The following is a 14,471-nucleotide window of genomic DNA, read 5'->3' on the forward strand; positions in this document are numbered from 1 at the left end:
CGCTGTTTACCCTGCAGGAGTCTCTGCCGTAGGAGCTGGCTTGCCAGCGAAGGCACTCTCTGAAGCAGTGCAAGGCTTCGGAGCTGTTCGCCGGCAAGGCGCTTCCTGCAGCTGTGTTGCGGGCAAAAGAAAACCCCCGATAAACCGGAGGTCTATCGGGGGTTGTTGCAGGTGCCCTAGGGCACCTGTCAGCTCAGCTTATTGGCAAGCTTCGCAATCCGGCTCGTCGATGGCGCAAGCCTTCGGCACTGGAGCAGGACCGGCCGGAGCGGCCAGGACCGAGTCGTCACCGTGGTTGCCGCCGCTGGAAACAGCGTTCAGCTTGCCGGTGTTGATGGTCGACTTCTCGGTGCTGGTGGCGGCCAGGGCGCGGAGGTAGTAAGTGGTTTTCAGGCCACGGTACCAAGCCATGCGGTAGGTCACGTCGAGCTTCTTGCCCGAGGCGCCGGCGATGTACAGGTTCAGCGACTGAGCCTGGTCGATCCACTTCTGGCGCCGGCTGGCGGCGTCGACGATCCACTTGGTTTCCACTTCGAAGGCGGTCGCGTAGAGCTCCTTGAGCTCCTGCGGGATGCGTTCGATCTGTTGCACCGAACCGTCGTAGTACTTCAGATCGTTGATCATCACCGAGTCCCACAGGCCACGAGCTTTCAGGTCGCGAACCAGGTACGGGTTGATCACGGTGAATTCGCCCGACAGGTTCGACTTCACATACAGGTTCTGATAAGTCGGCTCGATCGACTGCGACACGCCGGTAATGTTGGCGATGGTCGCGGTCGGTGCGATGGCCATGATGTTGGAGTTACGAATGCCTTTCTGCACGCGGGCACGAACCGGTGCCCAGTCCAGGGTTTCGTTGAGGTCCACATCGATGTACTTCTGGCCACGGGCCTCGATCAGGATTTGTTGCGAATCCAGCGGCAGGATGCCCTTGGACCACAGCGAACCCTGGAAGGTCTCGTAGGCGCCGCGCTCGTCGGCCAGGTCGCAGGAAGCCTGGATCGCGTAGTAGCTGACCGCTTCCATGGACTTGTCGGCGAACTCGACGGCCGCGTCGGAACCGTAGGCGATGTGCTGCAGGTACAGAGCGTCCTGGAAGCCCATGATGCCCAGGCCTACTGGACGGTGCTTGAAGTTGGAGTTCTTCGCTTGCGGCACCGAGTAGTAGTTGATGTCGATCACGTTGTCGAGCATGCGCACGGCGGTGTTCACGGTGCGTTGCAGCTTGGCGGTGTCGAGCTTGCCGTCCTTGATGTGGTTCGGCAGGTTGATCGAGCCCAGGTTGCAGACCGCGATCTCGTCCTTGTTGGTGTTCAAGGTGATCTCGGTGCACAGGTTCGAGCTGTGGACCACGCCCACGTGCTGCTGTGGGCTGCGCAGGTTGCATGGGTCCTTGAAGGTCAGCCATGGGTGGCCGGTTTCGAACAGCATGGACAGCATCTTGCGCCACAGGTCTTTGGCCTGGACGGTCTTGAACAGCTTGATCTTGTTGTATTCGGTCAGGGCTTCGTAGTACTCGTAGCGCTCTTCGAAGGCCTTGCCGGTCAGATCGTGCAGGTCCGGCACTTCCGATGGCGAGAACAGGGTCCACTTGCCGTCATCGAAGACGCGCTTCATGAACAGGTCGGGGATCCAGTTGGCGGTGTTCATGTCGTGGGTACGACGGCGATCATCACCGGTGTTCTTGCGCAGCTCGATGAACTCTTCGATGTCCATGTGCCAGGTTTCCAGGTAGGCACACACGGCGCCCTTGCGCTTGCCACCCTGGTTCACGGCTACGGCGGTGTCGTTGACCACTTTGAGGAACGGCACGACGCCCTGGGACTTGCCGTTGGTGCCCTTGATGTACGAGCCCAGTGCACGGACCGGAGTCCAGTCGTTACCCAGGCCGCCGGCGAATTTCGACAGCATGGCGTTGTCGTGGATGGCGCCGTAGATGCCCGACAGGTCGTCCGGAACGGTAGTCAGGTAGCAGCTCGACAGTTGTGGACGCAGGGTACCGGCGTTGAACAGAGTCGGAGTCGAAGCCATGTAGTCGAAGGACGACAGCAGGTTGTAGAACTCGATGGCGCGATCTTCACGCTGCTTCTCTTCGATCGCCAGGCCCATGGCCACGCGCATGAAGAAGATTTGCGGCAGTTCGAAGCGGATACCGTCCTTGTGGATGAAGTAACGGTCGTACAGGGTCTGCAGGCCCAGATAGGTGAACTGCTGGTCGCGCTCGTGGTTGATCGCCTTGCCGAGTTTTTCCAGGTCGAATTCAGCCAGTACCGGGTTCAGCAGTTCGAACTCGATACCCTTGGCGACGTAGGCCGGAAGTGCCTTGGCGTACAGGTCGGCCATTTCGTGGTGGGTGGCGCTTTCGGCGACTCCGAGGAAGCCCAGGCCTTCGGCACGCAGGGTGTCCATCAGCAGGCGGGCGGTGACGAACGAGTAGTTCGGCTCGCGCTCCACCAGGGTACGGGCGGTCATCACCAGGGCGGTGTTGACGTCTTTCAGGGCGACGCCGTCGTAGAGGTTCTTCAGGGTTTCGCGCTGGATCAGGTCGCCATCGACTTCTTCCAGGCCTTCGCAGGCTTCGCTGACGATGGTGTTCAGGCGACCCATGTCCAGGGGCGCGAGGCTGCCATCGGTGCGGGTGATGCGGATCGAAGGGTGGGCTTGTACCGGCTCTTCGGTGGTGGAGCGGGTAGCACGTTCCTTGGCGCGGGAGTCGCGGTAGATCACGTAGTCGCGGGCGACTTTCTGCTCGCCGGCGCGCATCAGGGCCAGTTCGACCTGATCCTGGATTTCTTCGATGTGGATGGTGCCGCCCGAAGGCATGCGACGCTTGAAGGTCGCGGTGACCTGCTCGGTCAGGCGCGCCACGGTGTCGTGGATTCGCGACGAGGCAGCGGCGGTGCCGCCTTCAACTGCGAGGAACGCTTTGGTGATCGCGACGGTGATCTTGTCGTCGGTGTAAGGAACGACAGTGCCGTTACGCTTGATCACGCGCAATTGGCCAGGTGCGGTAGCAGACAGATCCTGAATGGAATCGGCGGCCTGCGGCGCATTGGCCTGCGAGTTCTCGCGAGTTGTGTCGGTTTGCATGGGTGTCTCCACGTTCTCTATGTTTGTTTGGGCACCGTTTGGGTGCCCACCGTTCCGTCCTGAAGCACTACATCCGGTTGAGGCCGGGCATAACGACTTCGGGACAGTTCAGGAAGGGGGCTATAGGCGCCGCTTCCATGCCGAAGTCATGGGTGGCGAGCCGGGGCTCGGCACCTTGTTCCTGGTGGGTGACAGTCTGGTTGCTGCAACACCCGTACCGCTTTCTCCTGGACAAGGTGGAAAACGGTGCCATCCGCACGCGCGGTGTTGGTCTTCTGAATTAGCGATTGGTTCCACCAAACGGGGCAAGAAAAGGGCTTGAGTTTCTCGTCTGTATTGTGTTTGGTTTTTTGAGCAAAACCCTAGATATAGGGATTTTTGGCCGCCGGGCTACAAGATAATGCGTTTTGGGGGCTGTTTGCAACGTACAGCCTGTGGATAAGGTTGTGCGTAAATTGTGTATGGGCTGGGTAAAACTCACGCAGCCCGCAGTCCTAGTGCATGCAACCGTTTGTCACTGTTTTTTACCGTTGAAAATTGCCTTGGGCGGATTTTTGCGGGCGCGAACCCTATCACAAAAAATCGCCCTGACCGAGTCGTTTTAGTCGCTTGTATGGGGGCGCATGCCGGTTGCTACAATCCGCCGCGATCCATGCAGCGACGGCTGCGTTTTCCACGACAAGTTATCCGCCTTTTTCATGACAAAAAGACGGGTGTCTTGTTTCCAATGAGTGCTGGCAATAAAGAGGTCGAGCGTGGAGCAAGAAGCCTGGCAAGTACTGATTGTCGAGGATGACCAGCGTCTGGCTGAGTTGACCCGTGAATATCTGGAGAGCAACGGCCTGCAGGTGGCGATCGAAGGCAATGGCGCCCTGGCTGCCGACAGGATCATCGCCGAGCAGCCGGACCTGGTGATCCTCGACCTGATGCTGCCCGGCGAGGACGGTCTGAGCATCTGTCGCAAGGTCCGGGATCACTACGATGGACCGATCCTCATGCTCACCGCCCGCACCGATGACATGGATCAGGTCATGGGGCTGGACCTGGGCGCCGATGACTACGTGTGCAAGCCCGTGCGCCCCCGTCTGTTGCTGGCCAGGATCCAGGCTCTGCTGCGGCGCAGCGAGACGCCTGAGCCCGCTCCAGAAAAAAGCCGGCGCCTGCGCTTCGGACCTTTGCTGGTGGACAGCGCCCTGCGCGAAGCCTGGCTGAGCGACGTGGGCATCGAGTTGACCAGCGCCGAATTCGATCTGCTGTGGCTGCTGGTGGTGAATGCCGGGCGGATCCTGTCCCGCGAGGAAATCTTCACCGCCTTGCGGGGAATCGGCTATGACGGCCAGGACCGCTCCATCGACGTGCGCATCTCGCGCATCCGTCCCAAGATCGGCGATGACCCGGAGCACCCGCGGCTGATCAAGACCATTCGCAGCAAGGGTTATCTGTTCGTCCCCGAAGCCGCCGCCGACATGCCCTTGTGAACTCGATCTTCCTGCGTATCTATGGCGGCATGTGTGCCGCGCTGATTCTGGTGGCGCTGCTGGGGGTGCTGGCCCTGCATCTGCTCAACGAAGTGCGCAGCGAGCAGTACCGCGAACGCCTGGCCCACGGCACCTTCTCGCTGATGGCGGACAATTTGCAGCCGATGAGCGAGATCGAGCGTCGCCGGGCCTTGCTGGTGTGGCAGCGCTTGCTGGGCATTCCCCTGAGTTTGAAGACGTTCAACCAGACCGATCTGGACAGCAGCCAGCGTGGCCGGGTGCTGCGCGGGCAGGCACTGGTGGAGCAGACCGGCCCCTTCGCGGCCCGGGTCTACCGCCTGGTCAGCGAGCAGGAGCAGTTGCTGCTCAGTGCCGAGGTGCAGCAGATCAGCGAACAACTGGCTCGGGCCACCATCTACCTGCTGGCGGACGAGCTGGTGCGCTACCCGGTGGCCGAGCAGCCGCAGCGTCTGGCGGCACTCAAGCAGGCCAAGGGGTTTGGCTTCGACATGCACCTGGCGACCCTGGATGCCGCGGATATGGATGAGGACCAGCGCCGCCGGGTGGCCGAGGGCGATACGGTGATGGCCCTGGGCAAGGGCGGCGACTCGATCCGGGTCTTCGCCGGTCTGGTGGGCACGCCCTGGGTGCTGGAAATCGGTCCCCTGTACCAGATGAACCCGTATCCGCCGCAATGGCTGGTGCTGATTGCCGTGCTCGGGCTGAGCCTGATCGGGCTGATCGTCTACCTGCTGGTGCGCCAGTTGGAGCGGCGCCTCAGCGGCCTGGAGTCGGCGGCCACGCGGATTGCCAAGGGCAGCCTGGAAACCCGGGTGCCGGCCCGGGGCGCGGATTCGGTGGGGCGTCTGGCGGCCGCCTTCAATGGCATGGCCGAACACCTGCAAAGGTTGCTGGCGATCCAGCGTGAACTGGTGCGGGCGGTGTCCCATGAATTGCGTACCCCGGTGGCGCGCCTGCGTTTCGGCCTGGAGATGATCGCTTCGGCGAGCACTGACCAGGCTCGGCAAAAGTACCTGGACGGCATGGACAACGATATTCAGGACCTCGATCGACTGGTGGACGAGATGCTCACCTATGCCCGTCTGGAGCAGGGCTCGCCGGCCCTGAACTTCCAGCGCATCGACCTCGATGCCCTGATCAATCAGGTGATCGACGAGCTGGCGCCGTTGCGGGCCAATCTCAAGGTCCATCGCGGCCTGTGCCTGTCCGCTGTCGAGTGCGATGGCGCCTGGGTCGAGGCCGAGCCGCGTTATCTGCACCGGGCGCTGCAGAATCTGGTGAGCAACGCCATGCGCCACGCCCACTCCCAGGTGACCGTCAGTTATCAGGTGGGCCAGTTGCGTTGTCGGGTGGATGTGGAGGATGACGGGCCCGGTGTACCGGAAAGTGCCTGGGAAAAAATCTTCACGCCGTTCCTGCGCCTGGACGACAGTCGGACCCGGGCTTCCGGCGGCCATGGACTGGGGCTGTCCATCGTGCGGCGGATCATTCACTGGCACGACGGTCGGGCCCTGATCAGCAAGAGCAACAGTCTCGGGGGCGCCTGCTTCAGCTTGAGCTGGCCGCGGCATCAGGAGCCCCGTTGAGGCATGAGGGCGTTCAGGGCTTGATGGCGACCAGGCTCAGCAACTGATCCGCCTCGACGACGAACTGTCCCAGCAGTTCGCGGCCGTGGTGCCATTCCTCGGACAGGTCGGTAAGCAGGCGCATGCGCACCTGGCCCGTCGGCGACCACTCCAGCACTTCGGCATGTTCGAAATAGAAGCTCTTGTGCACCAAGGGGTACAGGGCCTTGTACAGGCTTTCCTTGATCGAGAAGGTCAGGGTCACGACCAGGGCGTGCTGCTCGGCCGGCAAGCGGTCGCGACGCAACAGCTCCGCCGGGGTGAGGATCTGCTCGGCCAGATTGGCGGCACGTTCGTCGCTGAGCAGCTTTTCCAGATCCATGCCCAGGGCTCGCCAGTGCTGCTTGTCGGCGACGATGGCGGCGGCTCGTCCGGTGCTGTGGGTGATCGAGCCACAGATATGCTCGGGCCAGACCGGTGCCCGGTCGGCGCCGATCGGCGGGACCCAGTCCAGTTGTTGCAGTTGGCGCAGAGCCTCACGGGCACACAGGCGCCCGGCGAGGAACTCGGCCTGGCGCTTGGCTACCGAGCGCTGGATGCTGGGTGGTGCGGGAATGCCGCTGCGCTGGAAGTCGTCCGCAGCCAACTGCCCGGGGTCGAACCGGGTGCTCAGCCAACGGGTGTGGGGCAAGGCTTCCGGCAAGGGCCAGGAGGCCTGTGGTGGAGTGCAGCAGAGGGGGAGAGAGGGGAGTGCATTCATGGCCGCTAGTTTGCCGGTTTGACGGGGTCGAGGGTAGCGCCGCGTGGTGCCGAGCGCGGGGGTGGAGCTCTGTGCGGGAAGCTTGTTGGGGTTAAAAACCGGTAAAAACACTCATGTGGCTCTGGTTCAGGCGAGGTTAAGGAGGTGTTCAGGGGGAGTTCAGGGCGGGCTGTTTACTCTGGCCCGGTACCCAAAAAGCCAATAGCGCAAAGGAAACTTCCTATGACTTCATTGAAAAAACTGATCCTCGCCTTTACCGTGCTCGGCGCCAGCGCCGCCGTTCAAGCCGCTGACAGCAACTTCGCCAGCCTGACCTTCGGCCAGACCAGCGACAAGGTTAAAAAGTCCAGCCAGCTCAACAGCAACCTCGGTCATCCGAATGCCGATGGCGTGATCGGCAAGGACAACACCTGGGGCGTGCGCCTGGGTCAACAGAACGACCAGAGCCGTTACTACGCCACTTACGATTACGTTTCCGGCTCTCACAACGGCATTAAATTACGTCAGCAGAACCTGTTGGGCAGTTACGATATGTTCCTGCCGGTGACCAGCAGCACCAAGCTCTTTGGTGGCGGTACGGCCGGCCTGACCAAGCTGACCCAGGAGTCTCCGGGCTTCAGCCGCGACAGTGATATCGGCTATGCGGTCGGTGTGCAGGCCGGTGTCCTGCAGCAGATTTCACAGAACACCTCGGTGGAGCTCGGCTACCGTTACCTGCGCAGCAATGCCGGGACCGAGATGAGCGAACGGGGCGGCAGCAAGCAAGGTTCACTGAGCCTGACCAGCAGCGCCCAGACCTATCTGTCGGCCAACTACGCTTTCTGATAAGCAGCCTGGCCTGAGCCGCGCCGGACCGTGCCATGGGCAGGGTCCGGCGTTGGTGCATTGATCATCAGGGCGCAGGGGCGCCCCTGGAGATGTCGAATTTTGCCTGGGAGAGCGTTATGAAGTTGCTGGTCGTCGAAGATGAGGCGCTGTTGCGTCATCACTTGCAAACCCGCCTCACCGACAGCGGTCACGTGGTCGAGTCCGTGGCCAACGCCGAGGAGGCGTTGTATCAGACCGAGCAGTTCAATCACGACCTGGCGGTGATCGACCTGGGCTTGCCCGGCATGGGCGGGCTGGATCTGATCCGCCAGCTACGCGCCCGGGGCAAGGCATTTCCGATCCTCATCCTCACGGCTCGCGGCAACTGGCAGGACAAGGTCGAGGGGCTGGCCGCCGGTGCCGACGACTATGTGGTCAAGCCCTTTCAGTTCGAGGAACTGGATGCGCGGCTCAATGCGTTGCTGCGGCGCTCCAGCGGCTTTACCCAGTCGACCATCGTGGCCGGGCCGCTGCTGCTGGACCTGAACCGCAAACAGGCGTCCCTGGATGAGCAGCCCCTGGCGCTGACCGCCTATGAATACCGGATCCTCGAATACCTGATGCGCCATCACCAGCAGGTGGTGGCCAAGGACCGTTTGATGGAGCAACTGTACCCGGACGATGACGAGCGCGATCCGAACGTCATCGAGGTGCTGGTGGGGCGCCTGCGGCGCAAGCTTGAAGCGCCTTCGGGCTTCAAGCCCATCGATACGGTGCGTGGTCTGGGCTATCTGTTCAACGAGCGCTGCCGATGATTCGATCGCTGCGCCTGCGGCTCATGCTGGCCGCCACCACCCTGGCGGTGCTGTTCATGCTGGGGTTGCTGCCAGCCATGCAGGGCGCGTTCAGCCTGGCGTTGCAGGACTCCATCGAGCAGCGGCTGGCCTCCGACGTCACCACCCTGATTTCGGCGGCGCGGATCGAAAACAATCGCCTGCTGATGCCCGCGCAGTTGCCCGACGAGCGCTTCAATCTCGCCGACAGCCGCCTGCTGGGCTACATCTACGATCGCGAGGGGCATCTGGTCTGGCGCTCCCGGGCTACTCAGGAAGAGAACATCAACTATCGTCCGCGGTACGACGGGCGTGGCAACGAGTTCGCCAGGATCCGCGAAGCCAATGGCCAGGAGTTCTTCGTCTACGACGTCGAGATCAAGCTGCTGGGGGGCAAGAATGCGGCCTTCAGTATCGTGGCGCTGCAGCCGGTGCGCGAGTACCAGCAGACCCTCGAAGGCGTTCGGGAGAACCTCTACCTGGGATTTGGCGCGGCATTGCTGGTGCTTCTGGCGCTGCTCTGGATGGGCCTGACCTGGGGCTTGCAGGCCCTGCGACGCTTGAGTCAGGAGCTGGACCAGATCGAAAGCGGCACCCGCCAGAGCCTGAGCGAGGAGCACCCACGGGAGCTGTTGCGGCTGACCGGCTCCTTGAACCGCCTGCTGCAAAGCGAGCGCGAGCAGCGCAGCCGCTATCGAGACTCCCTGGATGATCTGGCCCACAGCCTGAAAACCCCGCTGACGGTGTTGCAAGGGGTGAGCGAGGACATGGCACAGCGGCCTCAGGATCGGGAGCAGGCCTGGGTCCTGCAAGCGCAGATCGAACGCATGAGCCAGCAGATCAGCTATCAGTTGCAACGTGCCAGCCTGCGCAAGAGCGGCCTGGTGCGCCATCAGGTGCGTCTGCGGCCAGTGTTGCAAAGCCTGTGCGACACCCTGGACAAGGTCTATCGCGACAAGCAGGTGCGGGTGTCATTCGATTTGCCCGAGCGCTGCTATGTGCCGATCGAACAGGGCGCCTTGCTGGAGTTGCTCGGCAATCTGCTGGAGAACGCCTACCGCCTGTGCCTGGGCTCGGTGCGCATCAGCGTGCGCGAAACCCTCGACGGCGCTGAGTTGTGCGTGGAGGACGACGGCCCCGGCGTGCCGCCGGATCAGCGGGCGCGGATTCTCCAGCGCGGTGAGCGCCTGGATCGCCAGCACCCGGGACAGGGCATTGGCCTGGCGGTGGTCAAGGACATCATCGAGAGTTACGGCGCGCAGTTGACCCTGGGAGACTCGGCCCTGGGCGGTGCGGCATTTCGCATTCACTTCCCGGCCCTCTAGCGCGACGCCCTGTGCTAGCGCTCCCGGGCTCGATAGGCGCCCGGGGTGAGGCCGGTCCATTTCTTGAACGCCCGATGAAACGCCGAAGGTTCGGAAAAGCCCAGGTGCTCGGCGATCTGTTGCAACGACAGGTCGGCGCGTCCCAGGTGGAAGATGGCAATGTCGCGCCGCAGTTCATCCTTCAACCCCTGAAAGCTCGAGCCTTCCTCGCGCAAGTGTCGGCGCAGGGTCTGCGGGCTGACGTGCAGGTGCTGCGCGACGCTTTCCAGGTCGGGCCAGCGCTCGCGGTCGTGGCTGAGCAGGCGGCGTAACTGGCTGCTAAGGCTGTCGCCTTCGTCCGGCCGCGACAGCAGGTCGGCGGGGGAGCGTTCGAGGAAGTGCTTGAGGGTGCGTTCATCCTGCAGCAGCGGCATGCCCAGGTAGCGGCTGTGGAACAGCAGGCTGCTGCGTTGCTGGGCGAACACCAGAGGGCAGGGGAAGAGCAGATCGTATTCCGCGGCGTGTTCGGGTTTCGGATAGCTGAAACCGGCCTGCTCCAGGCGAATGCGCTGGCCGATCAACCAGCTGCCCAAGCGGTGCCAGATCACCAGCAGGCTTTCGCTGAGAAAGTGCTCGGGGTCCCACAGTTCAGAATCATCCAGGCTCAGTCGAGCCATTTCTCCTTCACGCGTCAGACTCAGGCGCGGAGCTTCCGGAAACAAGCTATAAAACAATAAGCCGCGCTGCAGTGCTTTTTCCAAGGTGCGGCAGTGGATCAGGGCGTGGCACATCATGGCGAACGTCCCGCGTTTGCTGGGGCCATGGGCGAAGCCGAGGTATTCGTCATCCAGTTCCAGCCACAGTTGCTGCAGCAGGCTGGAGAACTGCTCGGGAGCGATGCGTGCCTTGGGCTGGTTCAACAGTTCCGGGCTGATGCCCAGCCGCTGCAAGAGCGGCTCGCAATCGTGACCGCGACGGCGCGCCCCGCCCAAGGCGGCGCGGGCAAAGTGGCTGGCGATGGTGCGTTCACGCATGAGGCTGGTCCGTCCATTGAGAGGCGGATGTTAGCCAGCCACCCTATGAGGGAACAAGGCGGATATCCGCCAAATTGTAGGACGAGACTCGGCGAATGGGCGGATATCCGCCAGCTTCGCCGGGCGCAAGCAATGCAAGGATCGGTCCGCCCCCCTGATGTCTAAAGGCCTGCAGGGCTTTTGGGCAAGGTGGCACGGGCTTTGCGATAGAGCCGCAAGACCTGCCAGCACGCAGTTCGACACAACAAATCCCTCCAGTGCAGGAGGGTTCGCACTTTAGGCACCGCATGCATCGATGGAAGCTGTATGCCGGGGCTCTTGAGGAACTTTGCAATGACGACTCGTCAGCCACTGTACAAATCCCTGTATTTCCAGGTGATCGTTGCCATCGCCATCGGCATCCTGCTCGGTCACTTCTACCCTCAGACCGGCGTGGCCCTCAAGCCCCTGGGTGACGGTTTCATCAAACTGATCAAGATGGTCATCGCCCCCATCATTTTCTGCACCGTGGTGAGCGGTATCGCCGGCATGCAGAACATGAAATCGGTTGGCAAGACCGGCGGCTATGCGCTGCTGTACTTCGAAATCGTCTCCACCATCGCCCTGCTGATCGGCCTGATCGTGGTCAACGTGGTGCAGCCGGGTGCCGGCATGCATATCGACGCCTCGACCCTGGATGCTTCGAAAGTTGCGGCCTATGTGACCGCGGGCAATGACCAGAGCATCGTCGGCTTCATCCTCAATGTGATTCCGACCACCATCGTCGGTGCCTTCGCCAACGGCGACATCCTGCAAGTGCTGATGTTCTCGGTGATCTTCGGTTTCGCCCTGCATCGCCTGGGTGCCTATGGCAAGCCGGTGCTGGACTTCATCGACCGTTTCGCCCACGTGATGTTCAACATCATCAACATGATCATGAAGCTGGCGCCCCTGGGCGCGCTGGGTGCCATGGCGTTCACCATCGGCGCCTACGGCGTCGGCTCCCTGGTGCAGCTGGGCCAGTTGATGATCTGCTTCTACATCACCTGCGTGGTGTTCGTGCTGGTGGTCCTGGGGGCCATCTGCCGTGCCCACGGCTTCAGTGTGGTCAAGCTGATCCGCTACATCCGTGAAGAGTTGCTGATCGTGCTGGGCACCTCCTCCTCGGAGTCGGCCCTGCCGCGCATGCTGATCAAGATGGAGCGCCTGGGTGCCAAGAAGTCGGTGGTCGGCCTGGTGATTCCAACCGGTTACTCGTTCAACCTCGACGGTACCTCGATTTACCTGACCATGGCCGCGGTGTTCATCGCCCAGGCCACTGATACCCACATGGACATCACCCACCAGATCACCCTGCTGCTGGTGCTGCTGCTGTCCTCCAAAGGCGCCGCGGGCGTGACCGGCAGCGGTTTCATCGTGCTGGCGGCCACCCTGTCGGCCGTGGGTCACCTGCCGGTGGCCGGCCTGGCACTGATCCTGGGTATCGACCGCTTCATGTCCGAGGCTCGCGCCCTGACCAACCTGGTGGGCAACGCTGTGGCCACCCTGGTGGTCGCCAAGTGGGTCAAGGAGCTGGACGAGGACAAGCTGCAAGTCGAACTGGCTTCCGGTGGTCGCGCCATCAGCGACACCCGCGAAACCGATGATCTGGGTGTGGCCGAAGGTCCGGCACCGACCATCAAGTAAGACTGGCTGAACATAAGAAACCCGCTGCGGCGGGTTTTTTATTGCCTGGAGCATGAGCGCAACGGTCAGTCCGGCTGAGCATTGTGGTAATTGCTGCACTGCTTGCGGCTGCCTACTCTCTGGCGGTCGATCAAGAGGAGAGGGCACATGCAAGGGCCGTTGGCGTCACTCAAGGTACTGGATTTCTCCACCCTGCTGCCTGGGCCGTTCGCCTCGCTGCTGCTGGCGGACATGGGCGCCGAGGTGCTGCGCATCGAGTCGCCGACCCGCATGGACCTGCTGCGGGTGCTGCCGCCCCACGATCAGGGGGTGTCCGCCAGCCACGCCTATCTCAATCGCAACAAGCGCAGCCTGGCCCTGGACCTCAAGCGGCCCGAAGCTCTGGAGGTGGTGCGGCAACTGCTGCAGGAGCATGACATTCTCCTCGAGCAGTTTCGCCCGGGGGTGATGGAACGCCTGGGGTTGGGCTACGAAGCCTTGAAGGCGGTCAATCCGCGGCTGATTTACGTGTCCATTACCGGCTATGGCCAGACCGGGCCTTACAAGGACCGCGCAGGGCACGACATCAATTACCTGGCCCTGGCCGGGTTGGCCAGCCAGACCGGGCGTCGGGATCAGGGGCCCTTGCCTCTGGGCATTCAGGCGGCGGACATCGCCGGTGGCTCGCTGCACGGGGTAATTGGCCTCTTGGCGGCGGTTGTCGCCCGTCAGCACAGTGGCCAGGGCCAGCACCTGGATATCAGCATGACCGACTGTGTGTTCAGCCTGAACGCCATGGCCGGCGCCGGTTATCTGGCCTGCGGGGTCGAGCCGGGGATGGAGCAGCAGGCACTCAACGGCGGCAGTTTCTATGACTACTACCGCAGCCGGGATGGTCGCTGGCTGTCAGTGGGCAGCCTGGAGCCGGTGTTCATGCAGCAGTTGTGTCAGGCCCTGGGACGGCCGGAGCTGGCGGCCCGGGGCTTGTCGCCTGTACCGGAGCAGCAACAGGCCCTCAAGCAGGCCTTGCAGACCGAGTTCGAAAAACACGACTTCGCCGAGCTCTGCCAGCTGTTCGCCGGGCTCGACGCCTGTGTCGAGCCGGTCCTGAGCCTGGCCGAGGCGGTGCAGCATCCGCAGTTGCAGGCCCGGCAACTGGTCAGCCGGGTGCCCCGTGAGGACGGCAGCCTCCAGGCGCAGATCGCCTGTCCGCTGAAGTTCTCCCAGGGCTTGCCCGAGCCGCGGCATATCGGCGCCAGCCTGGGCGCCCATTCCGTTGAGGTACTGACGGAGCTGGGCTACAGCGCCGAGCGTATCGAGGCGCTTCGAGGCCAGGGGATCATCGGCTAGGAACCGGCCTGTCGGCGAAGCGCTTTGGCTTCTGTCACTCGACCCGGGTTTCCCCGCTGTAGACCAGGGTGTGCCGGCAGCGCCGACACAGGTAGCGCCGACCTTGTGCCACCAGCTTGTGGCGCTGGGCGGAAAACGGGAAATCGCTCTCGGCGCAGGGACAGCGGTAGATGTAGCGCGTCACGCTGCGGCGTTTGACCGCATAGGTGTGGCAACGATTGGGCGGTAGTTCATAGACCCCGCGCATGATCAGTTGCCATTCCTCGCCATGGGGCTGGATGCGTTCGCCAAACAGTTGGTGAGCGATCAGGTGGGCCACCTCATGGGCCACTGTCTGCTTGAGGAAGTCTTCGGTGTTTTCCCGGTACAGCTGGGGATTGAAGCGCAGCAGGTTTTCATGCAGGTGAGCGACCCCGGCTTTCTGGCCGCGCAACTTGAGGCTGACCACCGGGCGTTTGAAAGGACGTTTGAAAAAGGACTCAGCGAGTAGGAAACAGTCTTCGACGCGGGTATTGAGTTGCTCGGGCATGCTTAACGGCTCTCCAGAGTGGCTGAGTATGCCGCAAGGACCGGCGAATCCGAATC

The 14,471-nt window shown here is 62.5% G+C and carries 11 protein-coding genes; 7 read left to right on the top strand and 4 right to left on the bottom strand.

From position 1 onward, the window contains the following. Positions 1-198 precede the first annotated feature (198 nt). Positions 199-3,090 carry a ribonucleoside-diphosphate reductase subunit alpha gene (locus tag DNK59_RS25800; RefSeq protein WP_092311671.1) on the bottom strand — a complete coding sequence of 964 codons (2,892 nt, stop codon included), beginning with the start codon at positions 3,088-3,090 and terminating at the stop codon, positions 199-201. Between the two features lie 755 nt (positions 3,091-3,845). Between DNK59_RS25800 and DNK59_RS25805 the strand changes: the two genes are divergently transcribed. Further along, the gene (locus DNK59_RS25805) at positions 3,846-4,568 is read left to right on the top strand and encodes a response regulator (RefSeq protein WP_110725074.1); all 723 of its coding nucleotides are present in this window, start codon (positions 3,846-3,848) and stop codon (positions 4,566-4,568) included. Continuing rightward, positions 4,565-6,175 (top strand): ATP-binding protein, encoded by a 1,611-nt coding sequence (locus DNK59_RS25810; RefSeq protein WP_110725075.1) that lies wholly within the window; start codon positions 4,565-4,567, stop codon positions 6,173-6,175. The genes DNK59_RS25805 and DNK59_RS25810 overlap by 4 nt, the downstream gene beginning before the upstream one ends. A 13-nt stretch (positions 6,176-6,188) precedes the next feature. Here the strand turns inward: DNK59_RS25810 and DNK59_RS25815 are convergent, their stop codons facing one another. Beyond that, entirely contained in the window at positions 6,189-6,914 is a 726-nt protein-coding gene (locus tag DNK59_RS25815; protein ID WP_092311680.1) for a 4'-phosphopantetheinyl transferase, read from the bottom strand. Between the two features lie 222 nt (positions 6,915-7,136). On the opposite strand from DNK59_RS25815, the gene DNK59_RS25820 reads away from it, so the two are divergent. The 3 genes from DNK59_RS25820 (at position 7,137) to DNK59_RS25830 (ending at position 9,879) form a co-directional block, all read left to right on the top strand. Continuing rightward, positions 7,137-7,739, top strand: a complete 603-nt coding sequence (locus tag DNK59_RS25820) for a hypothetical protein (protein ID WP_110725076.1) — start codon at positions 7,137-7,139, stop codon at positions 7,737-7,739. 119 nt (positions 7,740-7,858) lie between these two features. Continuing rightward, entirely contained in the window at positions 7,859-8,536 is a 678-nt protein-coding gene (locus tag DNK59_RS25825; protein WP_016967571.1) for a response regulator, read from the top strand. After that, the gene (locus DNK59_RS25830) at positions 8,533-9,879 is read left to right on the top strand and encodes an ATP-binding protein (protein WP_110725077.1); all 1,347 of its coding nucleotides are present in this window, start codon (positions 8,533-8,535) and stop codon (positions 9,877-9,879) included. The genes DNK59_RS25825 and DNK59_RS25830 overlap by 4 nt, the downstream gene beginning before the upstream one ends. 14 nt (positions 9,880-9,893) lie before the next feature. On the opposite strand, the gene DNK59_RS25835 is transcribed toward DNK59_RS25830, so the two are convergent. Beyond that, positions 9,894-10,892: an AraC family transcriptional regulator gene (locus DNK59_RS25835; protein ID WP_110725078.1), complete on the bottom strand. Its 999-nt coding sequence runs from the start codon at positions 10,890-10,892 to the stop codon at positions 9,894-9,896. Between the two features lie 333 nt (positions 10,893-11,225). Between DNK59_RS25835 and DNK59_RS25840 the strand changes: the two genes are divergently transcribed. Together DNK59_RS25840 and DNK59_RS25845 are read left to right on the top strand one after the other, a co-directional pair. Then, the gene (locus tag DNK59_RS25840; protein ID WP_092311691.1) at positions 11,226-12,557 is read left to right on the top strand and encodes a dicarboxylate/amino acid:cation symporter; all 1,332 of its coding nucleotides are present in this window, start codon (positions 11,226-11,228) and stop codon (positions 12,555-12,557) included. 147 nt (positions 12,558-12,704) lie between these two features. Further along, complete coding sequence (locus DNK59_RS25845; RefSeq protein WP_110725079.1) at positions 12,705-13,886, top strand: CaiB/BaiF CoA-transferase family protein; 1,182 nt, start codon at positions 12,705-12,707, stop codon at positions 13,884-13,886. Between the two features lie 34 nt (positions 13,887-13,920). Here the strand turns inward: DNK59_RS25845 and DNK59_RS25850 are convergent, their stop codons facing one another. Next, on the bottom strand, positions 13,921-14,415 hold the full coding sequence (locus tag DNK59_RS25850; RefSeq protein ID WP_092311697.1) for a SprT family zinc-dependent metalloprotease: 495 nt from the start codon (positions 14,413-14,415) through the stop codon (positions 13,921-13,923). Positions 14,416-14,471 lie beyond the last annotated feature (56 nt).

The sequence above is a fragment of the Pseudomonas sp. TKO26 genome (assembly GCF_003225665.1).
Classification (GTDB): Bacteria; Pseudomonadota; Gammaproteobacteria; order Pseudomonadales; family Pseudomonadaceae; genus Aquipseudomonas; species Aquipseudomonas saponiphila.